The 26,821-nt window shown below is 64.8% G+C and carries 30 protein-coding genes and 2 pseudogenes; 20 read left to right on the top strand and 12 right to left on the bottom strand.

Annotated elements, in window-relative coordinates:
- Positions 1-131 precede the first annotated feature (131 nt).
- The 3 genes from AB3X99_RS22975 to AB3X99_RS22985 are packed head-to-tail and all read left to right on the top strand — an operon-like array spanning position 132 to position 1,232.
- Positions 132-533 (top strand): BON domain-containing protein, encoded by a 402-nt coding sequence (locus AB3X99_RS22975; RefSeq protein ID WP_368618243.1) that lies wholly within the window; start codon positions 132-134, stop codon positions 531-533.
- Between the two features lie 51 nt (positions 534-584).
- On the top strand, positions 585-767 hold the full coding sequence (locus AB3X99_RS22980) for a hypothetical protein (RefSeq protein ID WP_069263253.1): 183 nt from the start codon (positions 585-587) through the stop codon (positions 765-767).
- Positions 768-800: 33 nt separating this feature from the next.
- Entirely contained in the window at positions 801-1,232 is a 432-nt protein-coding gene (locus AB3X99_RS22985; RefSeq protein ID WP_069263251.1) for a CBS domain-containing protein, read from the top strand.
- Between the two features lie 61 nt (positions 1,233-1,293).
- Here the strand turns inward: AB3X99_RS22985 and AB3X99_RS22990 are convergent, their stop codons facing one another.
- Together AB3X99_RS22990 and AB3X99_RS22995 are read right to left on the bottom strand one after the other, a co-directional pair.
- Entirely contained in the window at positions 1,294-2,643 is a 1,350-nt protein-coding gene (locus AB3X99_RS22990; protein WP_368618244.1) for a cation:proton antiporter, read from the bottom strand.
- A 114-nt stretch (positions 2,644-2,757) separates the two neighbouring features.
- Positions 2,758-3,156 carry a GNAT family N-acetyltransferase gene (locus AB3X99_RS22995; protein ID WP_368618245.1) on the bottom strand — a complete coding sequence of 133 codons (399 nt, stop codon included), beginning with the start codon at positions 3,154-3,156 and terminating at the stop codon, positions 2,758-2,760.
- 252 nt (positions 3,157-3,408) lie between these two features.
- Between AB3X99_RS22995 and AB3X99_RS23000 the strand changes: the two genes are divergently transcribed.
- The 4 genes and pseudogenes from AB3X99_RS23000 (at position 3,409) to AB3X99_RS23015 (ending at position 6,892) form a co-directional block, all read left to right on the top strand.
- Complete coding sequence (locus tag AB3X99_RS23000) at positions 3,409-3,798, top strand: ester cyclase (RefSeq protein ID WP_368602663.1); 390 nt, start codon at positions 3,409-3,411, stop codon at positions 3,796-3,798.
- A 356-nt stretch (positions 3,799-4,154) separates the two neighbouring features.
- Positions 4,155-4,973 (top strand): sulfotransferase, encoded by an 819-nt coding sequence (locus tag AB3X99_RS23005; RefSeq protein WP_368618246.1) that lies wholly within the window; start codon positions 4,155-4,157, stop codon positions 4,971-4,973.
- Positions 4,974-5,154: 181 nt separating this feature from the next.
- Positions 5,155-5,667, top strand: a pseudogene (locus AB3X99_RS23010) (LysR family transcriptional regulator); the annotation flags it as partial.
- Between the two features lie 205 nt (positions 5,668-5,872).
- Positions 5,873-6,892 (top strand): hypothetical protein, encoded by a 1,020-nt coding sequence (locus tag AB3X99_RS23015; protein WP_368618247.1) that lies wholly within the window; start codon positions 5,873-5,875, stop codon positions 6,890-6,892.
- A 7-nt stretch (positions 6,893-6,899) separates the two neighbouring features.
- Here the strand turns inward: AB3X99_RS23015 and AB3X99_RS23020 are convergent, their stop codons facing one another.
- The 4 genes from AB3X99_RS23020 to AB3X99_RS23035 all read right to left on the bottom strand — a co-directional run bounded on the left by AB3X99_RS23020 (position 6,900) and on the right by AB3X99_RS23035 (position 9,935).
- Positions 6,900-7,097, bottom strand: coding sequence for a hypothetical protein (locus AB3X99_RS23020; RefSeq protein WP_368618248.1), 198 nt, complete (start codon positions 7,095-7,097; stop codon positions 6,900-6,902).
- 162 nt (positions 7,098-7,259) lie between these two features.
- Entirely contained in the window at positions 7,260-7,787 is a 528-nt protein-coding gene (locus AB3X99_RS23025; RefSeq protein WP_368618249.1) for a hypothetical protein, read from the bottom strand.
- Positions 7,788-7,989: 202 nt separating this feature from the next.
- On the bottom strand, positions 7,990-9,468 hold the full coding sequence (locus AB3X99_RS23030; protein ID WP_342948663.1) for a carbohydrate porin: 1,479 nt from the start codon (positions 9,466-9,468) through the stop codon (positions 7,990-7,992).
- Positions 9,469-9,566: 98 nt separating this feature from the next.
- A complete protein-coding gene (locus AB3X99_RS23035; RefSeq protein ID WP_342948662.1) occupies positions 9,567-9,935 on the bottom strand; it encodes a hypothetical protein in 369 nt (122 codons plus the stop codon).
- A gap of 511 nt (positions 9,936-10,446) precedes the next feature.
- Here AB3X99_RS23035 and AB3X99_RS23040 point away from each other — a divergent pair.
- From AB3X99_RS23040 to AB3X99_RS23060, 5 genes are all read left to right on the top strand, one after another.
- A complete protein-coding gene (locus tag AB3X99_RS23040; RefSeq protein ID WP_176732856.1) occupies positions 10,447-10,587 on the top strand; it encodes a hypothetical protein in 141 nt (46 codons plus the stop codon).
- Between the two features lie 170 nt (positions 10,588-10,757).
- Positions 10,758-12,092, top strand: a complete 1,335-nt coding sequence (locus AB3X99_RS23045; protein WP_368618250.1) for an AAA-associated domain-containing protein — start codon at positions 10,758-10,760, stop codon at positions 12,090-12,092.
- Between the two features lie 240 nt (positions 12,093-12,332).
- Complete coding sequence (locus AB3X99_RS23050) at positions 12,333-13,109, top strand: DUF4118 domain-containing protein (protein WP_069263232.1); 777 nt, start codon at positions 12,333-12,335, stop codon at positions 13,107-13,109.
- Between the two features lie 94 nt (positions 13,110-13,203).
- Complete coding sequence (locus AB3X99_RS23055; protein WP_256094613.1) at positions 13,204-14,031, top strand: carboxylesterase; 828 nt, start codon at positions 13,204-13,206, stop codon at positions 14,029-14,031.
- Entirely contained in the window at positions 14,028-14,819 is a 792-nt protein-coding gene (locus tag AB3X99_RS23060) for a MipA/OmpV family protein (protein WP_069263230.1), read from the top strand. Before AB3X99_RS23055 ends, AB3X99_RS23060 begins: the two co-directional genes overlap by 4 nt.
- A 24-nt stretch (positions 14,820-14,843) precedes the next feature.
- On the opposite strand, the gene AB3X99_RS23065 is transcribed toward AB3X99_RS23060, so the two are convergent.
- The 3 genes and pseudogenes from AB3X99_RS23065 to AB3X99_RS23075 form a co-directional block, all read right to left on the bottom strand.
- Positions 14,844-16,076 (bottom strand): FAD-dependent oxidoreductase, encoded by a 1,233-nt coding sequence (locus AB3X99_RS23065; RefSeq protein WP_342948660.1) that lies wholly within the window; start codon positions 16,074-16,076, stop codon positions 14,844-14,846.
- A gap of 27 nt (positions 16,077-16,103) precedes the next feature.
- Positions 16,104-16,457 (bottom strand): RidA family protein, encoded by a 354-nt coding sequence (locus AB3X99_RS23070; protein WP_069263227.1) that lies wholly within the window; start codon positions 16,455-16,457, stop codon positions 16,104-16,106.
- A 2-nt stretch (positions 16,458-16,459) separates the two neighbouring features.
- Positions 16,460-16,711 (bottom strand): annotated as a pseudogene (locus AB3X99_RS23075) (amidase); the annotation flags it as partial.
- A 218-nt stretch (positions 16,712-16,929) separates the two neighbouring features.
- On the opposite strand from AB3X99_RS23075, the gene AB3X99_RS23080 reads away from it, so the two are divergent.
- Positions 16,930-17,595, top strand: coding sequence for a helix-turn-helix domain-containing protein (locus AB3X99_RS23080; RefSeq protein ID WP_083245171.1), 666 nt, complete (start codon positions 16,930-16,932; stop codon positions 17,593-17,595).
- 53 nt (positions 17,596-17,648) lie between these two features.
- On the opposite strand, the gene hutU is transcribed toward AB3X99_RS23080, so the two are convergent.
- Positions 17,649-19,337, bottom strand: coding sequence for a urocanate hydratase (gene hutU / locus AB3X99_RS23085; RefSeq protein ID WP_342946305.1), 1,689 nt, complete (start codon positions 19,335-19,337; stop codon positions 17,649-17,651).
- 56 nt (positions 19,338-19,393) lie between these two features.
- A complete protein-coding gene (gene hutH / locus AB3X99_RS23090) occupies positions 19,394-20,932 on the bottom strand; it encodes a histidine ammonia-lyase (protein WP_342948658.1) in 1,539 nt (512 codons plus the stop codon).
- A gap of 266 nt (positions 20,933-21,198) precedes the next feature.
- On the opposite strand from hutH, the gene AB3X99_RS23095 reads away from it, so the two are divergent.
- The 7 genes from AB3X99_RS23095 to AB3X99_RS23125 all read left to right on the top strand — a co-directional run bounded on the left by AB3X99_RS23095 (position 21,199) and on the right by AB3X99_RS23125 (position 25,925).
- Complete coding sequence (locus AB3X99_RS23095; protein ID WP_368618251.1) at positions 21,199-21,957, top strand: ABC transporter substrate-binding protein; 759 nt, start codon at positions 21,199-21,201, stop codon at positions 21,955-21,957.
- A 65-nt stretch (positions 21,958-22,022) separates the two neighbouring features.
- Complete coding sequence (locus tag AB3X99_RS23100) at positions 22,023-22,712, top strand: ABC transporter permease (RefSeq protein ID WP_368618252.1); 690 nt, start codon at positions 22,023-22,025, stop codon at positions 22,710-22,712.
- Positions 22,709-23,422, top strand: a complete 714-nt coding sequence (locus AB3X99_RS23105) for an ABC transporter permease (RefSeq protein WP_368618253.1) — start codon at positions 22,709-22,711, stop codon at positions 23,420-23,422. The genes AB3X99_RS23100 and AB3X99_RS23105 overlap by 4 nt, the downstream gene beginning before the upstream one ends.
- A gap of 30 nt (positions 23,423-23,452) precedes the next feature.
- Positions 23,453-24,220: an ABC transporter ATP-binding protein gene (locus AB3X99_RS23110; protein ID WP_342948656.1), complete on the top strand. Its 768-nt coding sequence runs from the start codon at positions 23,453-23,455 to the stop codon at positions 24,218-24,220.
- A gap of 266 nt (positions 24,221-24,486) precedes the next feature.
- Positions 24,487-24,852, top strand: coding sequence for a hypothetical protein (locus tag AB3X99_RS23115; RefSeq protein WP_368618254.1), 366 nt, complete (start codon positions 24,487-24,489; stop codon positions 24,850-24,852).
- A 98-nt stretch (positions 24,853-24,950) separates the two neighbouring features.
- A complete protein-coding gene (locus AB3X99_RS23120; RefSeq protein WP_368618255.1) occupies positions 24,951-25,484 on the top strand; it encodes a helix-turn-helix transcriptional regulator in 534 nt (177 codons plus the stop codon).
- Between the two features lie 27 nt (positions 25,485-25,511).
- Positions 25,512-25,925: a VOC family protein gene (locus AB3X99_RS23125; RefSeq protein WP_342948654.1), complete on the top strand. Its 414-nt coding sequence runs from the start codon at positions 25,512-25,514 to the stop codon at positions 25,923-25,925.
- A gap of 255 nt (positions 25,926-26,180) precedes the next feature.
- Here the strand turns inward: AB3X99_RS23125 and AB3X99_RS23130 are convergent, their stop codons facing one another.
- Complete coding sequence (locus tag AB3X99_RS23130) at positions 26,181-26,636, bottom strand: MarR family winged helix-turn-helix transcriptional regulator (RefSeq protein WP_069263201.1); 456 nt, start codon at positions 26,634-26,636, stop codon at positions 26,181-26,183.
- Positions 26,637-26,821 lie beyond the last annotated feature (185 nt).

Genomic DNA, 26,821 nt, shown 5'->3' on the forward strand with positions numbered 1-26,821 from the left:
CCCCGCCTATGCGCACCGGCTGTGCCCGAACCGGCTTTTGCGAGAGCGATGCGTGTCTCGGGACGCGCCGAGTGCTGCGGCACGCCTGTTGCGGCAGGCAAGTTGTGGCTCTCAAAGTGAAGGAGGCTGCCATGTACCCGTTGCAATGCGCCTTGCGCGCGGGCCTCGTCGGCCTCTGTGTCGTGCTCGGCACGCAGTTAGCGCTTTCTCAGAGTAGCCCACAGGCGGCCAGCGGCGAGTCTCCGGCCGCCGCGCGGCCCAATCAGTTGCCGCCGCACAATCTCGCGGGGGGCAATCCGGGTTACGGCGGCGAGGCAAGCGATACGTTCATCACCGCCCACGCAAAGGCCGCGCTGATGGCCGCAGACGGCGTGAACTCCAGCGACGTGCACGTCACCACCCAGCGCGGCGCCGTCACGCTCACGGGCACCGTCCCCGACGAGGCGCAGCGCGACAAGGCCGAAAGCGTGGTCCACGGGCTCGACGGCGTGGTCTACGTAACGAACGAGCTGAAAGTGTCCAAACCGCAGTAGCACGCAAGTGTCTCACCTCCAACCGCCATGGCCTCTCCACAGGAGTTATTCATGCCGATGCCGTACGCCTGCATGACGTCGTTTCATTTGCCGCCGCCCGATCCGCTGGACGACCCGCAACGCCCGCCGCTGCCGCCGCAACCGGACGACCGCCCGCCGCCCACGCTGCCCGAAGGCGATCCGCCGCCGCACGTGCCGCCCGAGCGGTTCGAGCGCGCGGCGCAATTTGCATGAGAAAAGACACGACAACCACGAAAGGAGAAGACAATGACCCAGGTTCGCGAAGTGATGTCACGCGAGGTCGTCCATATCGCGCCAGATACGACAATCCGGCACGCCGCAGAGCTCATGCGCGACCATGACATCGGCGCGCTGCCGGTATGCGAAGGCGAGCAGATCGTCGGCATGGTGACCGACCGCGACCTCGCCATGCGCGGGCTTGCCCAGGGTTGCACGGGCGAGGAAACGGTCTCGCACGTGGCCACCTCGGGCGTCCAGTGGTGCTACGAGGACGAAGACGTGAACGTCGTTCAGCGCCGCATGGCGGAGGCGCAGGTGCGCAGGCTGCCGGTGGTGAACCACGAACGCGAACTGGTCGGCACGCTCTCACTCGGCGACATCGCCACGCGCTGCGACGGCGCGCAGCGCGAGCGCATCGCCAATACGCTCGAAGACATTTCCCAGCGGCGCGTGCCGTAACCATCGGGCTGGATGCGGCACGACCCGGGTCTACATCGATGCGTGCCGCGCCACCCGCCGGCTAGTCGTACGCTTGCCTCGCGCGCACGCCGCGCTCCGCTGCTGCGAGCGCTTCCTGGCGCCGGTAATAGCGTTCGAGCACGTAGCCCGCCGTCGCGCCGTGCAGCACGACGGACAGCACGATCGCGTCGAGTGCCGCGGGCAGCACGGGCCGCAACACGTCGCCGGCCTCGTCGATGCCCCACACCGCGTAGTAGAACGCACCCACGCCGCGTATGCCCATCCACGCCATCAGCACGCGCTGCGGCGCGTCCGCGTGCGAACCCGCCATTGCCGCGAACACGGCCAGGGGCCGCGCAACGAACACCAGCACGAGTGCGCACAGCACGGGGCGCAGATCGAGCATCTCGCGCCAATGCGCGGAAATCACACAGCCAATGATCAGCAGTACCGAGAATTCGGCCAGCCGCTCGATTTCCAGTGTGAAGCCCGTCATGCCTTCGGCGAGCCAGGCATGCGCGCGCTGCGGGTCTTTCGCGACCTCGGTGCGCTCGCCGAGTTGCACGCTTTCGAGCGCTTCTGCGGGGCGGCGCTCGCCCGTTGCGCGCAGTTCCTCGTGACGCAGCGCCACGCCCGCCGCGAATACGGCCACGAACGCGTACGCATGCAACAGCAGCGCCACGCCGTAAGTCACTGACATCAACCCGATCGCGATGAAGCCGTCGAGGCCCACCGCTTCGCCATATCGAGTCCGCAGATGGAATACGATGCGCACGCACAGCGTAGCGAGCACGGTACCCACGAGGAGCGCACCCGCGATGCCCCACGCCACCCACCCGGCGAATGCCGCCGCGTTCTGCGTGCCGACACCATGCACGCCGCACAACGCGAGGCCGAGCAGCGCAAACGGCATCGCCGCGCCGTCGTTGAGGCCGCCCTCGCCCGAGAGCGCGAATCGCACGGGCTCGGCGTCGCCGGCCTCATGAACGCGCAGCTCGTTGGCGAGCACCGGGTCGGTCGGCGCGAGCGCCGCGGCAAGAAACAGGGCCACGCCGGTGGCCGCACCCAACGCCACGCCGAACGCGTACATCAGCGCGACACTGAGCGCCATGGCCAGCACGCCCAGGCGCAGCGGCAAATGCCAGAGGCGGTCGCGTAGCCGCACGCGCAGGTGCATGCCGACCGAAAACAGCGAAATCACGAGCCCGGCTTCTGCCACGACGGTGAGCGTGCGCACGTTCTGCGCAAGGTCGGCATGCACGAGCCCGAGCACACCGGGTCCGACGACCACGCCCACGGCCAGATAGATCATCGCGCCCGTGAGCGGTAGACGCGCGATCGGGCCGCGCGCGAGCGCCACGAACATCAGCAGCACGCCGATCAGCAAAAACCACAGTGCTTCCTCCGGCATCGAAAGACGTCCCTCCTCGTCGATAGTTGCGGCGGTGCGCGGGCCGCAGGCCGCGCCCCAACCCCTCGTTCCCGCAATCTCTGTGCCTCCCGTCGCGCGGGCGGAGGGGCAGCGTCATTCGTCCGCGCGGAGCGGGAGCGCCTTCGCGAAGCACCGCACGTCGCTCAAACCGGCACAATCCGCGAACGGCTCAGCCCGCTCGTAACCGTGCCGTTGATAAAACGCGATCGCGCGCCGGTTGGCTTCGCGCACCTGAAGAATGACGCGCCGATAGCCCGCCCCGGCCGCCACCGTCTCGAGAAAACGAAGAATCGCCGTGCCGGTTCCAGGCCATTCGGGCCGACGGTAGAGGCACTGGAATTCGGCCACCTCGAACGAGAAGCGGCACAGCGCGCCGCAGCCGATCGCGAGGCCATCCATGGTGCGCGCCATGACAAAGGCGCTGCGCGCCGAACCCAGGTCGCCCAGGTAGAACTGCGACTGCACGCTGTCCCCCCGGTAGAGCGCCAGCATGGCGCTCATCTCGTCGAGCAGAATGCGTGCATCGAGCGTGCACGCGTTCTCTCTTCGCACCACTGCGAGTGCCGATATGTCTTTCATTGCTCATGCCCTCCCGATCTCGTCGCATCCAGGATGCGCAAGGAGGTGCCAGGGCGCGGGAGACCGGGCGCGCACGGTTCGCATGCCCATACGGCGCGTTCGAGGCCCCTCATGCCGCTTTCGTCTACCATCGCGTATGCTTCGTCATCCGATCAGGAGACCGTATTGGACGCACAGCAACTGAGCACCCTTTACCGGCGCTACATCGACTGCCTGAACCGGCGCGATTGGGCTTCTCTCGGGGAATTCGTCGCTCAGGACGCGATTCACAACGAACGCCCGCTTGGCCTCGCGGGATATCGCGCCATGCTGGAACGGGACGTTCACGACATTCCCGATTTGCGCTTCGAAATCGAACTGCTTGCCGTCGAGCCGCCGCTCGTTGCCACCCGCTTACGTTTTGATTGCACGCCTCGACAAGTCTTTCTGGGCTTGCCTGTCGACGGGCGGCGCATCGTGTTTTCGGAAAATGTCTTCTACGCCTGGCGCGACGGGAAAATCGCACAGGTCTGGTCGGTCATCGACAAGTCTGCAATCGAGGCGCAACTGTCATGAGAAACCGGCTTGCAGTGACGATTGCCGTGGTTTTCGGCAGCCTGATAAGTTGCGCAGTCGCGCATGCGGCAGGAAATCAGGATGACTCACCTTGCAGTGCGGAAAGTGCTGCGCATTCGGACTCCTCGTATCCGCAGTTCTTTCTTCCCCATGACCTGGGCGAAGTGCTCGCCAATGCGGGCTTCGTTGTGGCCGCAATCAACCTTCCCGGCGCTAGCTCTCACGCTGCCCGGTAGCCCGGCCGGCATAACCGCTTTGTCACCCTGGCCATCGCGGCGTCAGTTTCGCGCCAGCGTCGGCAGGTAAGATCGATGCAAACGAAGCCATGGCGCAGGACGCAACAGAGGTGAGGCAGAATGCATTCTTTTCCGCTATTCATTGTCGGCGCACCCCGCTCGGGAACGACGTTCCTCTGCTCGGTTCTCAATGCGCACCCGCACATCCAGCTCACCAACGAATGCCGTATTTTCGCGCTGGTCAAGGAAATGCTGGATGTGGACAGCCAGCGCCCCGATCTTCTTGGCGCGGCCTGCCGCGACCGCTTCAACGCTTATAGCCGGCGCACGCTCGGCGCCTGGGTCGAGCGCTTCTATCGTGAAGACCTCGACATGTCGGCACCGATCTGGGGCGACAAGCATCCCCCTTACGCCGATCCGACGATTCTTTCCGGGCGCACCGGCGCAATCGAGCGCTTGCCGCGCTCCGGATCGTGCCTGAGGCTCATCCACGAGTTGCTGCCCAACGCTCGCTTCATCCATCTTCATCGCGATCCTGGCTGGGTTGCCAATTCTCTGGTGCGCAAGCACTGGATCGGGTCCGTCAACGACGGCGTGCGCGTCTGGGGCCAGTATGTGAGCGAGATCATCGACTTCTTCGCCGAAATCCCGAATGAGCAGGCGCTGACGATCGGCTATCGCAATCTCATCGAGGATGCGGATACGACAATCGCGAGCATCAGCCGTTTTCTGGGCCTCGCGGACCCTGCGCCGATGCGCGATTTTCTGCACGCCCAGCGCAGCGCCCCAACGCCGTTCAGCGATCCGGTGACCGATATCGCCGATCTCTACATCGTGCCGCCCACGCCAACGACGGACAACGCGCTCCTCGCACTCGCCGAAAAGGCGGCGACGCAGCTCGGCTATTGCGCATCGGCAACTCTTTCGGAATCCCGATAACTTGCGCGCGAGCAGCGCCTGGCATGCGCGGTTTCGCCTGGCGTCCCGAGGCGAGTGCAAGCGGCGGTTCTGGCCGCCGCTTGCACCAAACGTGACGCAATGGTTTTGGACTACGCGCGATTCGTGATGGCAGGCCTGGAAGCGATTTCCCAAGCCCACCGTTCAGAAGAGTCCGGGCCCCATGCGCAAAATCCCGAATTTTGTGCTGCTGCGCGCCTTTGAAGCCGCGGCACGGCTCCAGAGCTTCGCGCTCGCGGCTCGCGAACTCCATCTCACACCGTCGGCGATCAGCCATCAGGTCAAGGAGCTCGAGGCGTATTTCGGGCGACCGCTCTTCATCCGGCGCAATCGCCGCATCGATCCGACCCCGGAGGCGCTGCGCCTGCTCTACAGCCAGAGCCGCGTGCCGATGTGCTCGCCCGCGTTGCTTACGAGCGCAAGCTCGGTGGAAGCGTTGATGCAGGAGGCCACGCTGATCGACAGCCCATCGAGCCGCGTGACCTGGCGCGACCGGTTCGCCGCGAACGGTCTGCCGTTGACCGACCGGCCGCGCCCGTTGTTCGATCGCGCGGCGCTGGCGATTTCGGCGGCGGCCGACGGCATGTGCATCGTGCTCGAAAGCACGCGCCTCGCCGAGCGCGAGCTTGCGCGCGGCGATCTGGTGGAGGTCGGCGCCGACCGCTTCACGCGCTTTTGACGCGAAACGCATTTCCTTTCGTGCCGCACGACCGACGTCAAGCAGAGCCGCCTGGCCGCATTCTGGCAGTGATTGCTGGCGCAAGCGTCGGCGGGGTAAGCGCTTGCGTTCGTCTGCATACCCAGGGGGTTTTCCGCCGCTTGAATGTCATCAGCCGCGTAGTACGATGAGATCATCAAAGAACAGAATTAGAGGTCCCTCCATGGACACGACCGCACGGCACGCGACGGCCATTGCATTGCTTGCAACGGGCTGCGCAATATCGGCAGCGTCTCACGCCTATAGCAAGGAGGAAGACGCCACGGCGCAGGACCGCGAAGTCCAGGCAGCCTATGACAGGGGTTACAAGGCAGCCAGGGAGGAGATGGCGCAGGCGGCGGCTCCCGCTGCGGCGCCTGCTGCAGCGCCCGCGAAGAAGGCCGCCGGCGCGGCGGCGCAGAAACCTATCCTCGACATCAAGCATACGTATAGCGACGCGGGCGAGGTCTCGACGGTCATGACCGTACCGGTCGTGGTCAAGCCGCTCGCGGATGGGCAAGGCGCGCAAAGCGAACACAGCGCGGGAGAGACTCAAGAGGCGCAAGACGTCCAGGACTCCACCGCCGCTGCTCCGGCCGCAGCGGCGGCGCCCGAGCAGACGAACGCGCGCGCCACCGTCGCGCACGCAGCCAACGCAGCGCCGGCTGCGGCCGCCCGGCAACCGCAGCCGCAAGCGCAGGCGCACGCCTACGCGCAGGCGAGTGCGAACCATCGCCCCGTTGCGGCCACGCCGCCCGCGCAGGACGACGTCGCGCCGCCGGAGTCGCTGGCGAGCGACGAAACCGTCGACGAACCGGAGCCGCCGCGCTCTGCGCAGATCTACTCGACGCAAGGCCAGGGTTACGCCCAGCCCTACTACCAACCGGCGCAGCCACGGGTCCAGCAGCAAGTCCCGCCGCAGGCCCAGCAATACGCGCCGCCGCCCCAGCCGTATGGCTATGCCCAGCAGCCGGCGTATGCGCAGCAGCGGCCGGCCTACGCGCAGCCGCCCGCCTACGCGCAGCAGCAACCGGTATATGCGCAGCAATACGCCCAGCAGCAATACCCGCAGCAGCAGCCCGTGTACGCTCAGCCCCGCCCCGCTTATTACCCGCCACCCGCACCGTGGGGCGCGCAGTATCAGCAACCGCCGGCACGCTGGGTGTACTGGTCGCCGCAGTATGGGCGCTGGATGTATTACTGAGCGTCGGCTACCAGCGCGCGTCGTTCATCTGGCAGGCGAGCAGGCAACCCAGGGCGGAGATCGTACCGACCGAGCCGATACCAAAACCCAGGGCAATATTTTCCGCGGTGGTCGCGCAGCCCTGCAGCATCAGCGTCGAGCTAAGCAGCACGGGGAGCAGGAACTGACCCAGAATGCGCGAACAGGTTGGGCGTCGTTGTGACATGGGGCGTGGGTCCGGGAGGATTTTTTTTGCGGAAGTTGAGGTTGTCAGCTTACTGACTCGCCTCATTCGCATTTCCGGGAGCAACGTGTCACAACGGCTATGCCTTACCAATTACCTCGCGGCGGTAAGGAAGCGGGTGGCGGGGGATTTTCGGCTCGCGCGTTAGAACCCATGCCGGGCGCTGATCGCCGCCCCGGTGTCATGCGAGCGCGACAGCGGAAGATGCGCATCGGCGGAGAGATCCCAGTCGCCGACCGTGACGAGCGGCGGCGTTTGCGGATGGAGCGCCTGGTTGGGGATCCCGTTGCCGTCAACCTGGGCTCCGGGCGTGCGCGCCCCGTTGCCTGCCGCATCGACCGCGCCGCCGGTCTCATCCGGAGTGCCAGGCGTTGCAGCGGTGGTCTTCGCCAGATGCGCGTCGTACTGCCGTTCAAACGGCGACTGGTACTCGAAGCGCTTAGCAATGGCGGGCAAAGAGACGGATGGCGCCGCCGGCGCCGGTGCGGCCGCAACGGCGTGTTTCGGGGCGTGGCCGCTCGCGTCCTTCTGGACGTGCTTTTGGACGTGCTTTTGGACGTGCTTCTGGACAGGCTTCTGGGTGTGCGCCGACTTGGCGGGTTCGGCCGCCGAGACGCTGGCAAGCGCCAGCAGAGAGACACCCAAAAGCCATCCCTGGATCGGATGCTTCATGGAACGAAATCTGCGTCTGGAAACTGGTGCCGCATCGAATAGCTGCGCAGCACTTGCCCCTGGAGTCTAGATCAATCGCAAGTACGACCAATCGGGGTCTTCCCTCGTCTTTCGTCCATATTTTCGGGCAGACCACGCAACGCCTCGTCATCCTGCATGCTCCTGCCGCCGCCAAGCCAGCGGCAGGAGCGGCGTTTTCCAATCAGAACGCGACTGTCGTACGCACGCCGAACACCGCCTCGTCGCCAATACGTCGCGACGCGTTCTGCGGGTCCGGAATACCGCCGGCCGGGCGGAAGAAGTACTGAAAATCCGCCTGCAATTGCCACCATGGCGCGATCTGATACTGGTAAGTCGCTTCCAGAACTGTCTCCGCGCTGCGCGACGGGTAGCCGGGCGTCGAGACCGCCTGGGCGCTCGCGTAGTCCTGCGCATGCGAGCCGATGTGCGCGTAGCCAACGGCCAGGCCGGCCACGTCGTTGTCGCGTCCCTTGAACGGCGCCTTGAGCGTCACGCCCGCGTTGATCCCGAGGTCCACCAGGTTGCGGTCGCCGGGCGCGCCCATCACGCGCGCGAACACGCCCACCGACTGCGGACTATCGGCGCTCGGACGCCACACCATCTGGTCCGCCACGGCATAAATGCTGTAGTTGCCACGATGGCTGACCGGGCCGCCCACGCCCGTCACGCCCGTTGCCGGATCGGCGAAGCGGTTGCTGTTGTACCAGAAGCCAAGCTTGTAGGTACCGGGCATGCCACCTGGTTTGGGATCCGAATTATTGGCGGGCGGCTGATTGATTGCGTATTGAATTTCGCCGATCACCAGCGCGCCATTGCCCAGGTTGAAATTCGTGCCGCTCGCGTTGAGCTTTTGCGGGTCGCCATCGCCCGGCGCCGGGTTGCCGTCGAATACGCCGCCGAGCACGGTGATCGCGTCCGTAGGCGTAGCACGCACGCGCACGCCGAGCGACGAAAGCGGATACGCAGGACCGCCCGCTGGCAGATCGACGGACGGCACCACCGACCAGCCGAACGTCGCGTTCATGAACGTATTTGCATACTGGCTGACCATGAACTCCTGGTCGAGGCTTTGCTGACCGACCTTCACGTCGACCTTGCCGCCGGGCAACGTCTGCTGGTACCACAATTCCCACAGGCGGGTCGAGGCATCGGCCTCGATGCCGCTCGCGTTCTGCAGCGTTTGCAGATTGCGCGAAGTCAGGCTCGTGCCGTGAATCTGGAAGCCGGACACATTGAAGATGCCGCCAGGCAAACCGAACGCCTTCTGCGTGTCCATGCCGAGGCTGAACTCGGTCACGCCTTGATAGGCGCCGCCGCGACTCGTTCCGCCGCTCACGTTGCCCATGTACTCGCTGGTTTCCTGCAGGCCGAACGACAAGCCGTACTGGGCGAGCCAGGGCCGCAAGCCGCCCATGTCGCCGAAGAGATTCGAGCGTTCCCAAAGGCCCGTGGGCGCGGCAGCGTTCTGATCGGCAGCGGGCGCTTGTTGCTGATCCGCTGCACCCGATGACGAAGCAGCTGCAGGCGGAGCCGGTTGAGCGGACGCATTATCGCTGCTGGTCTGCGCAAAGGCGGCGGGCACGACGCCCAGCGAGAGAACCGCGCTCAGTGTAATAGGTGCGCCAGAACCGAGCAGCCTGCTCTTGAGGATGTTTTTCATAGTATTTGTGGGGCTGTAGTAAGTTGCGGACGAGGCCGCTATTCAACGCAGAGCGTGCCTGCGAAGCTTGATGAAACTGTGTCCGGCGCGCAGGTTTTCTACGCGAAGCCCGAATGCCGCCATAGAGGACGCTCCGGCTCGGAGGTGCAGGCGCAAGCGGACGCGCACAGCAGCGAAACCAGTGCGGCTGCGGCTACGGTCGCGCCGAGAAGCACGTAACCCGTGGGCGTGAGCGGATGCCCCGCGTGAACGGTGCGCAGCGCGCCGCGCGCCGCCACATGCGCGACGCGGCGTGCGAGGTGCAGCGAACGGCGGCACACGCCGGCGGGCGTGGCGCGAACCGCAGCCGCGAAAGCGAAGCCGTGCAGGCAGGCGAGCGCCGCTGCGGCCATCAGCGCCCGTGCGCGACGGCAGACAGCCCGCAACGCGCGCAGCTGAAAAACAGGAAAGAGAAAGACGAACATCATCCCCCCGCGTTGACCGCTTCAAAAGCGGACGAAATGCGAAAGCGCAGCCATTCCTGCAAGCAAGCTTGCAAATGGCAATCGACAAGAGGGAGCGTGCTGCTGGCAGACTGGTCGCGAAGGCGACTGAGACCAGTCAGTAACGGAGCGCGCTAACCCGGCGTAAGCGAGTTAGCGGCGAAGGAGTGAACCTGCGGCGACTATCTCGCGGTGGTGCTGCCGGCGCTGGCCGGCATCGGACTTCCACTACTAGAACATGCGTCCACGGAGGACTCCTTTGCTATGACGGGGCGGATTGTATTGGGCACGCAGGCCAAAAAGCAAGTAAAAAAAGCATAAACACGAGGCCGGGCAGCAACAGCCCCGCAGACTCCCATTTCTTTCAATCGCGTTGTTTCAACCTTCAGAATCGAATCTCTGCTCTGCTTGGCATTGGCGCAACCTCGCGAGCGCTAGCGCCCGCGTCTGCGGGCTTCGCACTCGCCCATACACGCCAGACGTCCGGAGAAACATCATGATTTTCGGTCTGCTTTTGTCGCATCTGCCTCACGTCAACGAGGCGCGCGCGCACTACGAAGCGCTGCTGTCGCTCGAACCTGTCCGCCGTCACCCCTGGAAGAATCTGTGGCGCCGCATCAAGTCCCGGCTTTCCTAAGTTCTGCCAAACTCCGGTCACGAAGATTCGCCATCGTTGAAAAAGCGAAGCGCTCCCTGATCGTGGCCGCGAGTTGAATATTCCCTTTCGCGCGCTTTTCGTTTCGCCATGAATCGGCTGTTGTACGCGTATGCCGAGTCCTGTCTTCGCCTTGATTGAGTATCAATCTCATGCAAAACCTCAAAACGATCGCTCCCGACATGGCGCAGACGCGGCCCCGCATCGGCCAGGACGTGATGTGCGTCCAGCACGTGTGCCGCGGCTTCGGCAAGAACCCGAGCGAGCAATTGGTGCTCGACGACGTGAACGTCACGCTGCGTGAAGGCGAGATCGTCGGCTTGCTGGGCCGCTCGGGCTCCGGCAAGTCCACGCTGCTGCGCATCATCGCGGGCCTGATTCCGCCTACCAGCGGCGACGTGAACTACCTCGGCAAACCGCTGCGCGGTCCGGCCGAAGGCGTCGCGATGGTGTTCCAGACCTTCGCGCTGTTCCCGTGGCTCACGGTGCTGGAAAACGTCGAGGCCGGACTGGAGGCGATCGGCGTCGGCCCGCACCAGCGGCGCAAGCGCGCGCTCGCGGCGATCGACCTGATCGGTCTGGACGGCTTCGAAAACGCTTACCCGCGCGAGCTGTCGGGCGGCATGCGCCAGCGTGTGGGCTTTGCGCGCGCGCTCGTGGTCGATCCCACGCTGATGCTGATGGACGAGCCCTTCTCGGCGCTCGACGTGCTCACTGCCGAAACGCTGCGCACCGACCTGCTCGACCTGTGGACGCAAGGCCGCCTGCCGATCAAGTCGGTGCTGATCGTCACACACAACATCGAGGAAGCGGTATTCATGTGCGACCGCATTCTCGTGTTGTCGTCGAACCCCGGCCGCGTGGTGGCCGAAATTCCGGTGGCGTTCAAGCACCCGCGCAATCGCCTCGACCCGGCGTTCCGCGCGCTCGTCGACGAGATCTACGCGAAAATGACCGCGCGCCAGCCGGGCGGCCCGGCGAAACCCGAACTCGAACCGGGCAGTTGGCTGCCGGGCATGTCGGTGAACCTGATGGCGGGCCTGATCGAAACATTGGCCGCCGCGCCTTACAACGGCCGCGCAGACATGCCGGAAATCGCGCGAGCGCTGCAACTGGAGGTCGACGAGCTCTTCCCGGTCGCGGAAATGCTGCAGTATCTCGGCTTTGCGGAGGTCAGCGAAGGCGACGTGGTGCTCACGCACGCGGGCAAGACCTTCAACGAATTCAGTACGCAGGAGCGCAAGCTGATGTTCGCCGAACATTTGCTGCGCAACGTGCCGCTGGCCGCACGGATCAACACGGTGCTCAACGAGCGCCCTGGACATCGCGCCCCGCGCGTGCGCTTCGAGCAGGAACTGGAGGATCTGCTTGCCGACGACGCCGCAGAGGAAACGCTCGACACCGTGATTGCCTGGGGCCGCTACGCCGAAATCTTTTCGTATAACGACAAGACCGGAATATTCAGCCTGGCCGACGTGGAAGCCTGACTTCTAAAGCTCCCACGGTTTCCCGGCGGCCTCGCACGGCTGATCCGATGATTGTAAACAGTGGTAATATCCGGGACACGCAAAAATCGTCAGAGGGCTGACGGTGACAGGCCGGTCACCGCTGCTCCGTTTTGCCGTTCCTGTCGAATTCCTTGCACTGCTCACAACTAAGGCGTCAGCGATTGCCCATGCGCAATACGCGCGCGACGGCCCGTCACGCGGCGGGCGACCCGGGAAACCATGAAAGTCCGTAACGCCCGCCTCTGGGCGCCAAGAGGCCCGCGCCGGTGGTGCATTGCCGCTGGCGCGCTCGTGCTCGCGAGCGCCATCCGCTTCGCACTCCATCCCCTGCTCGGCCCGATGATGCCGGGCACGACGTTCTGTATTGCCGCTTCGCTGGTCGAATACTTCCTCGGCCTCGCGCCTGCGCTGACCGTGATGGTGCTGGGTCTCGCCATTGCGGACTATATGTTCGTGCCTCCCTACAATTACATTACATTTCTCGACACCCGCGATGTGATCCTGATGGTGTCCTATCCGCTCGTCACGATCATCGTGATTACGCTGATCGAGCGTCTGCGACGCGAGCAGTTTCGCGCGCAGTTGATCACCTCCGTCGCGCAGTCCCGCTACGAAATGCTGCTGCGCCACGACAACGAGCGCGCGCTGGCGCGCCGCGCCGTCGACGAAACGCATCGCCTGCTGCGGCATCTCGCGCAGCATCATGAAGGCTTCATCCTCATCAAGGGGCTCGAGCGCAATGCCGCCCAGCGCGCGAGCGTGGGACAGAGCATGTCGCAAGCGCTGCCGGCCGCCGCCGAAGTCGCGCCCGGTCCGCTCTTCGACGCGCTGCATCCCGACGACGTGCAGCGCCTCACGCACGCACTGTCGCCCGGCCATCATCGCGTGCGTCTGCGCAACGAGCAGCCCAGGCGCGAGTACCGGCACGTCAATTGCAACTGCGAACGCTTCACCACTCACGCAGGCGATTTTCTCGTGCTGCGCACGGAGAGCTGACATGGCGACGCTCGACTTGGAGCTGGCCGCTGCCGAAGCGCCAGCCGTGCAATCCACGCGCTTTTTCTGCGAAGGCGACGGCCACGCCGTGCTCATGCTTCATGGACTCTCCAGCTCGCCGATCGAGCTGCGCTACCTTGCGCGCTATCTGCAGGGCGAAGGGTTCACGGTATGCGCCCCCGTCATCGACGGTTATAGCGCCGGCACCGACCAGCTGCCGATGGAACAATGGGTCGAAAACGCCGCGCGCGAGTTCGACGCCCTGGCGGCGCGCTACGAGCGCGTCTCGATCTGCGGGCTGTCGATCGGCGGCGCGCTTGCGCTGCGTCTGATTCGCAAGCGCCCCGCAGCCCAATCGCTGGTCCTGCTCTCGCTCACGCTCGCCTACGACGGCTGGGCAATCCCGTGGTATCGCTTCCTGCTCGACTGGGCATACTTCACGCCGCTGCGCCACCGCTACCGCTATCGCGAGGCCGAACCGTTCGGCGTGCGTAACGAAGCGCTGCGCAAGAAGATCGCGCGCGCCATGCAGCGCAGCGACTTCAGCGAGGTCGGCCCCTCGACGATCGCGCTGCCCGCGCTGCATCAGGCGCTGCGCCTCGCGCGCGCGGCGCGCAAGGATGTCCCCGCGATCGAGAACGACACGCTCGTGATCCACGCGATCGACGACGAAACGTCGAGCCCGCGCAATCCGCGCCACGTGATCGATCGCATCGGCTCGAACTTCCTGCGCACGCTGTGGCTCGACGATTCGTATCACATGATCACCTCGGACAACGAACGCGAGATCGTTGCGCGCGAAACGGCCCTGTTCCTGCGCGAGAGCGAAGTCGCGCGCGGCGCGAAAGACGCGCCGGTCGTCTCCAAGGCGCTCGCCCGGCGTCTGCGCCAACTGGCGGCAGTGGGAAGGAAAAACACGTGAAGCAATCCGTAGCAACGAAAGGGCTGGCGTGCGTCGCCGCGCTGACCCTGGCCTCGCACGCGTGGGCCGATACCGATACGTCCAGTACCGCAACAACCGACTCGCCGTGGAAAATCTCGATCGGTCCGGGCGCCTATTTCGCGCCCGAGTATCCGGGCGCGCGCCACATGAAGTTCTATCCGTTCCCGTCGCTCGATATCTCGTACCGCGACCGCTTCTTCTCGCAAGGGCCGGACGTGCTGGGCGTGAACGTGATTTCCGCGGAGAACTACCATGTGGGCGCTTCGCTGAGCTTCGACTTCCAGTCGCGCACCGTGTCGGACGACCCGCATCTGCACGGTCTGAGCAATGTCGATGACGGCCCCAAGCTGCGCCTTTTTGCCGATTACACGGCGTGGGCGTTCACGGGCGCCGTTGCCATGTATCAGGACATCAGCGGCCACGGGCAAGGTACGACGGCAACGGCGGACCTCTATGTGTCGCTGCCGCTAACGGGTTGGCTGTTCTCGGTGGGACCGGGGCTCACGTGGGCGAACGGCGTCTACACGCGCACGCTGTTCGGTGTGACGCCGGATGAGAGTGCGGCATCCGGCTTGCCGGCCTATTCGCCGGGCGCGGGCATTCGCGATCTGCACATGACGTTCTACATGACGCACGACTTCTCGAAGCACTGGGTCGGTTCGGTGAACGCGACGTTCGGACGCCTTCAACATTACGCCGCCGACAGCCCGATCACCGAGAGCCGCCGCGAGATCACGGCGTTCGCGGGGCTCAACTACCGGTTCTAAACACGTGCGCCGGTGCGCGCCGCGTCAGAACCGCTCGGCGCGGAAGGGCCGGGGGTCCACCACCGTCGGCGCGCCCGTCATCATTTCCGCGATCAGGCGCCCCGTGACCGGGCCGAGCGTGAGGCCGTGGTGCGCGTGGCCGAACGCGAACCAGAGGTCGTCGTGCTTCGGCGCGGGCCCGATGATCGGCATCATGTCGGGCGTGCAGGGGCGACGGCCCAGCCACGGCTCGGCATCGAGCCGCGCGCCGAGCGGGAAGATATCGCGCGCGAGCGGCTCCACGGCTTCGAGTTGAACCGGCGTCCTGGGCGAATCGCGAAAGCCGAGTTCGACGCCGGTCGTGAGGCGCGTGCCGCGCACCATGGGCGTGATCAGGAAACCCGCTTCGGCGTCGAGCACCGGCTGGTTCAGCTTCGCGCCGTTCGTGAGCGCGTAATGCATGTGATAGCCGCGTTTCACGGCGAGCGGCAACGCGTAGCCCAGCCGCGCCGTGAGATCGCCCGACCACGGCCCCATGGCGATGACCGCCGACTTCGCCAGCACGGGGCCATCCTGTGTCATCACACGCCACGACGGTTCGAGCGTCGCGGCGTCGCCAATCATCACGCGGCCGCCTAGCTGTTCGAATAGCTTCGCGTAGGCCGTCACCACTCCATTCGGATCGCTAACCGAATCGGAATCGGTGTAGCGCACGCCGCCCACCAGCGTGTGGCTGAGCGCGGGCTCGGCGGCGCGCAGCGCAGCGTTATCCAGCGCCTCGTGGCCCACGCCGTACTCGCGCTGCCAGCGCTGTGCTTCGGCCACCGTGGCGTCCATGGCCGCCGCGCTGCGAAACACCTTCATCCAGCCGTTGGTGCGCAACAGTGCCTGTGCGCCCGCCTCCTCGATCAGCGCGCGATGCTCGATCACGCAATGCTCGATGAGCGTGGCATACGCGCGCGCGATCTCGGCGTGCCGGTCGGCGCGCGAATGGTGCCAGTAGCGATAGAGAAACGGCAGCAACTTCGGCATCGCCCCCGGGTGATAGCGCACGTCCGTCGAGCGGTTGCGCGCGTAGCGCAGCAGCGTGGAAAGCTCGCGCGGAAATGCATAGGGGTAGACGCCCTCGCGCTGGATCAATCCCGCGTTGCCGTGCGATGTTTCATTGCCTGGCGCCCTGCGGTCAACGAGCGCGACCGAGAGGCCGCGCCGCTGCAATTGCAATGCCACCGAGACGCCGACGATACCGCCGCCAAGCACGACCGAATCGAATTTCATCACGTAAAGTTCCTGGCTCGAAGGCACTCAGGCGAGTGCGGTGACGGCCACTTCGACATCGAGGCCCGGTCGCATCAGCAAGGCCTGCACGCAGGCGCGCGTGGGCGCGTGCCCTTGCGCAACCCAGGCGTCCCATACGGCATTGAATGCGTCGAAATGCTTCGGGTCGCTCAGCCACACGTTCGCGGTCAGCACGCGCGTTTTGTCCACGCCCGCCGATGCGAGCAGCTTGTCGATACGCGTGAGGATTTCGGTTGCCTGAACGTCGATCGGCGCGCCTGCGGTATCGGGCACCTGGCCCGAGAGATACACCACGCCATTGGCGATCACCACCTGGCTCATGCGTGCGTTGGTTTGCAGTCTTTGGATATCGTTGCTCATGTTCATACCGCCGAAAGACTGGCAGCGTCGCTACCGGCCGGGTTGTAAACGGGAGGCGCCGTGACAATGGACGTCAGTGCCGGATTGGCTCGCGTCAGGCGCGCGAGATCGGGACGCGGGCGACGCAGATGAGGATACGCTGAAAACGCCGTCTCCAGCGCCTGCGAGACCGCGAGCGTCTTCATGTCGCCGCGGAACGGGCCCACGATCTGGAGTCCGAACGGGATGCCCGCATGATCGACGCCGCACGGCAGGATCGCGAAAAAGTTGTAGACCGTGAAGTCGTAGTACTCGAGCGCCGTGCCCAGCGTCGTCGCGGCAATGACCTGGCCCTTCGAAAGACCCGTTTTCCCAGTGCGATTGAGGCCACGACGCTGCTCCTTCAAAGGGGAGTCGAGATGCGAGTTATCATATACGAGAAAAAATTATTTCTCGTATACGACAAAACCCGTAACCGGGAACCGTCCCTTCCATGGCAAAGAGCGCAGCACGAAATCACGCAACTGAGCACGCAACCGGGAAAGCAACCGGACAGGCGGCAACAGAAATCGACCACGCGGCCGTCGGCACGCGCCTGCGCGAGGCGCGCAAGGCGCGCGACTTGACGTTGATGCAGCTATCGGAGTTGTCGGGTATCGCCGTCTCGACGATTTCGAAGGCCGAGCGCGGCGACATTGCGCTCACCTATGACAAGTTCGCGGCGCTCGCGCACGCGCTGAACGTGGACTTCGACACGATTTTCGGGCGCAGGAAGCGCAAGGCGGCCGGCCCGATGAAGCCGTCGCTCACGCGCGCGGGCAAGCAGATGATCTACGACACGCCGAACTACGAGTACGGCATGATCGCCAACGACCTCACCGGCAAGCGCATGGTGCCGATGCGCGGACGCATCCACGCCCGCACGATGGACGCGTTTCCCGATTACATCCGTCACAGCGGCGAGGAGTTTCTGTTCCTGCTGCGCGGTGAGCTGGAACTGCATTTTGAAAACGGCACCGTCTTCAGGCTGTCGCCCGGCGACAGCCTCTACTTCGACAGCGCCGTGGGGCACGTGTATCTCAGCACGGGTGCCGGGGATGCCGAAGTGCTAGTCTGTTGCGTCGACAACGACTCACACCGGCTGCCCGAAACGCTCTGAGCGAGCACTCGCAAGTGTGACGCCGCCGCGTTTGAACGGCGGCGTCACATTGCTCATCGGCCGAGCATCGGCAGCTTGAGGCCTGCCTCGCGCGCGGTCTGCTGCGCGAGTTCGTAGCCGGCATCCGCGTGGCGCATCACGCCCGTGGCCGGATCGTTGAGCAGCACGCGGCCCAGACGCTCGTGCGCCGCCTGCGTACCGTCCGCCACGATCACCACCCCCGAGTGCTGCGAAAAGCCCATGCCGACGCCGCCGCCGTGGTGCAGCGACACCCACGACGCGCCGCCCGCCGTGTTCAGCAGCGCATTGAGCAGCGGCCAGTCGCTCACCGCGTCCGAGCCGTCCTTCATCGATTCCGTTTCGCGGTTCGGGCTCGCCACCGAGCCGGTGTCGAGGTGGTCGCGGCCGATCACGACCGGCGCCTTCAGCTCGCCGTTCTTGACCATTTCGTTGAACGCCTGGCCGAGACGATAGCGATCCTTCACGCCCACCCAGCAGATACGCGCGGGCAAGCCCTGGAACGCGATGCGCTCACGCGCCATGTCGAGCCAGTTGTGCAGGTGCGGATCGTCGGGGATCAGCTCCTTGACCTTGGCATCCGTCTTGTAGATGTCCTCAGGATCGCCCGAAAGCGCCACCCAGCGGAACGGGCCCTTGCCCTCGCAGAACAGCGGACGGATGTATGCCGGCACGAAGCCCGGGAAATCGAACGCGTTGTCCACGCCCATTTCGAGCGCCATCTGGCGGATGTTGTTGCCGTAGTCGAGCGTGGCCGCGCCGCGCTCCTGCAGCGTAAGCATCGCGCGCACCTGGTGGGCCATCGATTCCTTCGCGACCTTCACGATGCTTTCCGGCGCGACCTTCTGCGCTTCACGCCACTGCTCCACGGTCCAGCCCTGCGGCAGGTAACCGTTGATCGGGTCGTGCGCGCTCGTCTGGTCGGTCACGCAGTCGGGCGTGATGCCGCGCTTCACGAACTCGGCGAAGACATCGGCGGCATTGCCGAGCAGGCCCACCGAAACCGGCTTGCCCGTGCGCTTCGCTTCCTCGACGATGGCCAGCGCCTCGTCGATGGTCTTCGCCTTGCGGTCCACGTAGCGCGTCTTCAGGCGGAAGTCGATGCGCGTCTCGTCGCATTCCACCGCGATCATCGAGAAGCCCGCCATCGTCGCCGCGAGCGGCTGCGCGCCGCCCATGCCGCCGAGGCCGCCCGTGAGAATCCAGCGGCCCTTCGGGTCGCCGTTGAAGTGCTGGTTCGCGACCGAATAGAACGTTTCGTACGTGCCCTGCACGATGCCCTGCGAGCCGATGTAGATCCAGCTGCCCGCGGTCATCTGGCCGTACATCATCAGGCCCTTGCGGTCCAGTTCGTGGAAATGCTCCCACGTGGCCCAGTGCGGCACGAGGTTCGAGTTCGCGAGCAGCACGCGCGGGGCGTCGGCATGGGTGCGGAACACGCCCACGGGCTTGCCCGACTGGATCAGCAGCGTTTCGTCCTCGTTCAGGTCCTTGAGCGACGCGAGGATCTGGTCGAAGCACTCCCAGTTGCGCGCGGCACGGCCGATGCCGCCGTACACCACGAGCGCATGCGGATGCTCGGCGACTTCGGGGTCCAGATTATTCTGGAGCATCCGGTAGGCGGCTTCCGCCAGCCAGGTCTTGCAGACCTTCTCGCTGCCGCGCGGCGCGCGGATCGTGCGGGTCGGGTCGAGGCGCGGGTCGGTGAAGTTCGGTTGGTTCATAACGTCTTCGTCTCGGATGTTATTCAGGATGACTGTTTTTATTTGGCTTCTAGCGCTTATTGCTCGGACTCGAACGCCAGCGGGCTGTGCCTGGCGATCGCACCGTTCTGCACGAGCTTCGTCATCGCGGCGATGTCCGGTGCGAAATAGCGGTCGAGGTCGTAATGCGGCACCTCGGCGCGCACCGACTGCATCACGTGAGCGAGCGCCGGGCTCGTGTGGTGCGGCGCGCGCAGGTCCACGCCCTGGGCCGCGGCGAGCAGTTCGATCGCGAGGATGTGGGCCGTGTTGTCGGCGATGTCGGCGAGCTTGCGCGCGGCGAACGTCGCCATCGACACGTGGTCCTCCTGGTTTGCCGAGGTCGGCAGCGAATCGACCGAAGCCGGATGCGCGAGCGTCTTGTTTTCCGACGCCAGTGCAGCCGCCGTGACGTGCGCGATCATGAAGCCCGAATTCACCCCGCCGTCCTTCACGAGGAAAGGCGGCAGGCCCGAGAGCGTGGCGTCGATGAGCAGCGCGATGCGGCGCTCGGCCAGCGCGCCGATTTCGGCCGCGGCCAGCGCGAGATTGTCGGCGGCGAAGGCCACCGGCTCCGCGTGGAAGTTGCCGCCCGAGAGCACTTCGTTCGTTTCCGGGAAGATCAGCGGATTGTCCGACACCGCGTTCGCTTCGATGAGCAGTACTTGCGCCGCGTGACGCATCTGGTCGAGACATGCGCCCATCACCTGCGGCTGGCAGCGCAGCGAGTACGGGTCCTGGACCTTGCCGCAGTCGCGGTGCGAGAGGTTGATCGCCGAGCCTTCGAGCAGCGTGCGATAGGCCGCGGCCGCCTCGATCTGGCCGCGATGGCCGCGCAGTTCGTGAATGCGCGCGTCGAACGGCTTCACCGAACCTGCCGCCGCGTCCACGCAGAGCGCGCCCGAGACGAGTGCCGTGCGGTACAGGTCCTCGATCGCGAACATGTTGTAGATCGCGAGCGCCGCGGAAGCCTGCGTGCCGTTGAGCAGCGCGAGACCTTCCTTGGCCTGCAGCGCGAGCGGCTTGAGGCCGACGAGACGCAGGCCCTCGACCGCGCTCATGCGCTCGCCCTTCGCGAACACGTCGCCGACACCCAGCAGCACGCAGGACATATGCGCGAGCGGCGCGAGGTCGCCGGAGGCGCCCACGGAACCCTTCACCGGAATCACGGGCAGCACGTCGGCATTGAACAGCGTGATGAGCGTGTCCATCACTTCGCGGCGGATGCCCGAATGGCCGCGGCCCAGGCTCGACAGCTTCAGCGCCATCAAGAGGCGCACGACCGGACGCGACATCGGCTCGCCCACGCCCACGGCGTGCGAGAGCACCAGGTTGCGCTGCAGGAGTTCGAGCTGCTCACGCGGAATGTGCGTACTCGCCAGACGCCCGAAGCCCGTGTTGATGCCGTAGGCGGGCTCGCCCTTCGCCGTGATCTCGGCAACGGCACGTGCGCCTGCGTCGATGGCCGCGAAGCTGGCCGGATCGAGTTCGAGCTTCACGCCGCCGTTTTCATCGGCACGCGCGATCTGGCGCAGTTGGGACAGGGTCAGATTGCCGGGAGTGAGTTTGAGGTTCATTGCGGTGTCAAAGTTGTCTGGACAAGGTGGAATCAGATTACCGAAACGAGCTTGTCTATACAAGTTCAATCCGCTCCACGTATACCCGAATTCCGGCTTTCTGACACCTGAATTACGCCGTCTTTCGATTGCAGCACAGTGAAATCCCCAGGTGATAACACCGATTGCCGGTCTCTTCGCCACATCGATAATTGTATAGACAACTTGCCGGGCCGGACCTCCAGTCCATGACCGGGCACACGCCAACCATTCCTATCGGAGACTTCATGAAGAAACTTGCCTTCTGTGTCGCCTTCGCCCTTGCCGCCGGTGGCGCGTATGCGAAAGACTGGTCCACGATCCGCTTCGGCACCGACGCGAGCTACGCGCCGTTCGAGTCGAAGGCGACCGATGGCAAGCTGGTCGGTTTCGACATCGACCTCGGCAACGAAATCTGCCGGCGCCTGAACGCCAGGTGCGTGTGGGTCGAGGAGGATTTCGACGGCATGATCCCAGGCCTCAAGGCCAGGAAGTTCGACGGCGCGCTCTCCGCGCTCACGATCACCCCCCAGCGCGAGCAGCAGATCGCCTTCTCGGCCAAGCTCTTCAACACGCCGACGCGCCTCGTCGCGAAGCAGGGCTCGCCGCTGCAGCCGACCATCGCTTCGCTGCAAGGCAAGACGGTGGGCGTCGAGCAGGGCTCGATTCAGGAGACCTACGCGAAGCAAAACTGGGCGCCCAAGGGCGTCAACGTGATTCCCTACCAGAACCAGGACCAGGTCTATCTGGACCTGCAGTCGGGGCGCCTCGACGCCGCGCTGCAAGACGAAGTGCAGGCCAATCTCGGCTTCCTGAAGACGCCGCGCGGCGCAGGCTTTGGATTCGCGGGCGCGGAAATCCCCACGGGCGCCGCCGCGATCGGCCTGCGCAAGGAAGATGCCGACCTCAAGGCGAAGATCGACAAGACGATCGCCGACATGATCAAGGACGGCACGTACAAGAAGATCGAGTCGAAGTATTTCGACTTCGACGTGTACGGCGGTTAAGCGCCGCCGTCTTCATCTGCAACAACCAGGGGGAGCGCTGCTCCCCTGAACAAGGACATCCTTCCATGGTCTTTCAAGGCTTCGGCCCGCTGCTCCTTGCGGGCACGTGGGAAACCATCAAGCTCGCGGTGCTCTCGCTCGGCGCCGCGTTTCTGCTCGGGCTTGCGGGCGCTGCCGCGAAGCTCTCGCCCAACCGCATGCTTGCGCGCATCGGCACGGCATATACCACGCTCATTCGCGCGGTGCCCGATCTCGTGCTCATGCTGCTGCTGTTCTACAGCATCCAGATCTGGCTCAACGACGTAACCGACATGATGGGCATGGACCAGATCGACATCGGCCCGTTCGTGGCCGGCGTCATCACGCTCGGCTTCATTTACGGCGCGTATTTCACGGAGACCTTCCGCGGCGCGTTTCTCGCCGTGCCGCGCGGGCAGATCGAAGCCGGTTTCGCCTACGGCATGAGTTCCACGCGCGTGTTCACGCGCATCCTGTTCCCGCAGATGATGCGTTTCGCGCTGCCGGGCATCGGCAACAACTGGCAGGTGCTCGTGAAGGCCACGGCGCTCGTCTCGATCATCGGTCTCGCCGATGTGGTGAAGGCCGCGCAGGACGCGGGCAAGGCCACCCAGGCGTTCTTCTTCTTCACGCTTGTGACCGGCGCGATTTATCTCGCCATCACGACGGTTTCCAACCTGGCACTGCACCGCCTCGAAAAGCGCTATTCGACCGGTGTGCGGAGGGCAGCGCTGTGATCGAACTGCTTCGTCAATACTGGCCCAACTATCTGTTCAGCGACGGCTTCAACACGAGCGGCCTCGCCATCACGCTCTGGCTGCTGGTCGTGTCGATCGTGGTGGGCTTCCTGCTTGCCGTCCCGCTCGCCATTGCACGCGCGTCGCGCAACCGGTGGCTTTCGCGGCCGGTCTGGGTCTATACGTACGTGTTCCGCGGCACGCCGCTCTATGTGCAGTTGCTGCTCTTCTACACCGGTCTCTACAGCCTGCACTTCGTGCAAGCCAATCCGGTACTTGGCGACTTCTTTCGCAGTGCCATGAATTGCACGCTGCTGGCCTTTGCATTGAACGAGTGCGCCTACGCCACCGAGATTTTCGCGGGCGCGATTCGCGAGACCGCGTATGGCGAGATCGAAGCGGCCCAGGCGTACGGCATGTCGAAGACCAAGATCTACACGCGCATCATCCTGCCTTCGGCATTTCGACGCGCGCTGCCTTCGTACAGCAACGAGGTGATCCTCATGCTGCACGCGACGACGCTGGCGTTCACCGCGACCGTGCCCGACATCCTGAAAGTGGCGCGCGATGCGAATTCCGCCACCTATATGACGTTCCAGGCGTACGGCATCGCGGCGGCGCTCTATGCGTCCATCGTCTTCGCCCTGATCTGGGGTTTCCGCCGCCTCGAAACACGTGTGCTGGCCTATTTGAAGCCGCAAGGCCATTAAGAATTTCAGTCCCGATGGAGTGAACCGAGTATGTACAAGCTGATAGTCGACGACCTGCACAAGAAGTTCGGCGAGAACGAGGTTTTGAAGGGCGTATCGCTCAAGGCAAAGGCTGGCGACGTGATCAGCCTGATCGGATCGAGCGGTTCGGGAAAGAGCACGTTCCTGCGTTGCATTAACTTTCTCGAATCGCCCTGCTCGGGACGCATCACGCTCAACGGCGAGGAGATCCGCACGAGCGCCGACCGTGGCGGCGCGCTGCGCGTGAGCGATCCGAAGCAGCTTCAAAAAATGCGCACGCGCCTTTCGATGGTCTTTCAGCACTTCAATCTCTGGGCGCACATGACTGTGCTCGAGAACATCATCGAGGCGCCGGTCAGCGTGCTTGGCCTCTCCCGCAGCGATGCCGAGGCCCGCGCGCGCAAGTACCTCGACAAGGTGGGGCTGGCCGCGGGTGTCGAGCACAAGTACCCCTCGCACCTTTCCGGCGGCCAGCAGCAACGCGTGGCGATCGCCCGCGCGCTGGCGATGGAGCCCGAAGTGATGCTGTTCGACGAGCCCACCTCCGCGCTCGACCCCGAACTCGTGGGCGAAGTGCTCAAGGTCATGCAGAAGCTCGCGGAGGAAGGCCGCACCATGATCGTCGTCACGCACGAAATGGGCTTCGCGCGCAACGTGTCGAATCACGTCGTGTTTCTGCACAAGGGTAAGATCGAAGAGCAAGGCGACCCCAAGGAAGTGCTCAATGCGCCGCGCAGCGAGCGGCTCCAGCAGTTCCTCGCGGGACGGTTGAAGTAAGGTCGTGGCGGGCAGTCGTTTCACGGCCCGCCAACGCACCTCGGGGGCATGCGCAACGATGCGCGGGCATCGACGTGCAGCCCCGGTTACACGCCTTGTGTGCGCCAGGCCACATTGGCGCAAGCGCCCGGCGCTATAGTGAAAACGTCAACGGGAGCGACGTCCAACGCCCGCCTCCACGCCTCGCGTCGGGCTATCCGCCGGACGAGCGCGCCGCTCCATCGTGTCGAAGCAAGGCAGTAATCCGGCTTTTCAGGAGACCTCCCATGAAGAAGCTGCTTGCCCTCCTGCTCATCGTTCCCGCTGCGGCTTTTGCGGACTCGGCGGCATTCCCGGACGGTTCCGCGAGCCCCAGCGCGGCCGACATCCAGCAACGCCTCTCGGGCAAGGCGTTCGACATCAAGATTGCCGACGGGAGCACGTGGCATGTGCAGTACGGCAACAACGGCGACTACGACTTCAAGTCGAGCAAGGGCTTTGCCGATCACGGCGACTGGAAAGCCGAGGACGGCAAGATCTGCAGCAAAGGCAGCAAGATGCCGTATTCGTGCAACGAAGTGCGCATGAAAGGCGCCGACCTGTATCTCAAGCGCGACAACGGCGAGATCATCCAGTTCGTCGACTCGCAGTGAGCGACGCCTGGCAGGCCCAACCAATCGAAAGCCAATCGTCGGCCATCGATCGCCGTTGGGCCTAAACTACCGGCATGCCGCCCACTCCAGACGAATGCATGCCAGCTAGCGCAGCTCTGCACGCCGATGCGCCCACGCTCACCCATGCGCATCCTGAACCGCCCGACGCCGAGCCCCTGCTCGACCCGGCACTGCTGCGCCGTCTATTGCGCGCGAAGGACCGCGTGGACGCCGCCTCTCACGAGGCCTGGCCCGTCAAGCGCCTGGCCGAGGTCAGCGGCGTATCCGGAGCGCATTTCGCCCGTTCCTTCAAGCGCGCCTTCGGCCTCCCGCCGCATCGCTACCTGCTCACGCGGCGCATCGAGCAGGCCACCACCCTGCTGCGCGACACCGATCTCGACATCACGGATATCGCCTTCACCACCGGCTGGGAGAGTCTGGGCACCTTTGGCCGCACGTTCCGCGACGTGACCGGCTCGAGCCCCAGCGCCATGCGTGTTCAGGCGCGGGCCAACCTGCCCGGGATCGACCGCGTGCCCGCCTGTGTGCTGAAAGCCGCACAGCGCCCCGACCTCACGACAGCAGTTTTGGAGAAGCGGCGGCGTGCGGGCAACGCTAAAGTGCGGCCCTGAAGTGCGGTCACTAACCAGGGAGGTGTTATGAATCAGGGTATCAATGTGGTGGGCCTATACGTCGACGACCAGGACGCGGCACTCAAGTTCTACGTCGACAAACTCGGATTCCGTGTGCATACCGACGTGCGCAATGGCGCGTACCGCTGGCTCACGGTCCAGCACCCGGAGCAGTCGTCCTTCCAGCTCGGGCTTTTCCTGCCCGGGCCGCCCGTTCACGACGAGGCCACCGCGCAAACGCTGCGCGCCATGGTCGCCAAGGGCGCCATGCCGCCCCTCGTACTCGCTGTGGCCGACTGCCGCGCGAGTTACGAGCGCCTGAAGGGCCTGGGCGTGGAATTCACCCAGGAGCCGGTCGACCGCTACGGCAGCGTCGACGCGGGTTTCCGCGATCCCGCCGGCAACGGCTGGAAGATGATCCAGGCGCCGAAGCAGTCATAGCGGCCAGGCATGCGCGGCTTCGAAGGCGATGACTCGCACGCGCGCGCGATCGCCCACCCGGTCCAGATACGTTTCGCCAATGCTCATGAATCCATTGAAGCGCTTTTCGATTCATTGCCATTCTTTTATGCTTGGGTGCCACTGAGCGTTAACGCCTGGCGCACCACCAGGCGGCACTGCACTTCGCGGTGGCAATTTGATGACAATTCAATGACTGATCGCGTACCGGAAAATCATGCACGGATCAGGAGGCGGTCAGGGCGTGGCGTCCCAGCCGTGTGACGCGAGGATCTTGTCGAGCAGGAAGCGCAGCGCAACGCGCTCGGCCTCGTTCAGCCCGTGGTAAAGGTCGCTGTCGCGCTTGTCCAGGGTCGGGCCGATCTTCTTGAAGATCTTGCGGCCTTCGGCGGTGAGCGAAATGATGACGCTGCGCCCATCCTTGTCGTTGCCCGTGCGCGCGAGGATCTCCTTCGAGAGCATGGCCTCCACCGTGCGGCTCGCCTGACTCTTGTCGAGGTTGGCGCGCCGCGAGATATCCATCACAGTTTGCGGACCGAACGTGCCGATCGCGGCGATGATGCTTGCCTCCGGATACGGCACACCCAGCTTGTCGCGCGACATCTCACTGCTCATGCGGTCGGCGATCTTGGTCAATGCCTTCAGCCGATAGGTCAGCGAGGCGTCTGCGCCTGGCTCATTCGTGCTTGCCATATGCCCACTCGAGAATTGGATCCGCAAACCCGCGAAAGAAACCCGGGTATGTTGCCCTGATCCTGCCCGCGAGGTCAACTGTGGGGCGCACACTTGTCAGGAGCGAAGAGTGGGCGCCGTCCGCTTCAATACGGTGCATGCAGTGTGCGAAGACGCAATACGCAGCGTCGATGGCCATATCCATT

It is taken from the genome of Paraburkholderia sp. BR10882 (genome assembly GCF_040948855.1).
Lineage (GTDB): Bacteria > Pseudomonadota > Gammaproteobacteria > Burkholderiales > Burkholderiaceae > Paraburkholderia > Paraburkholderia nodosa_A.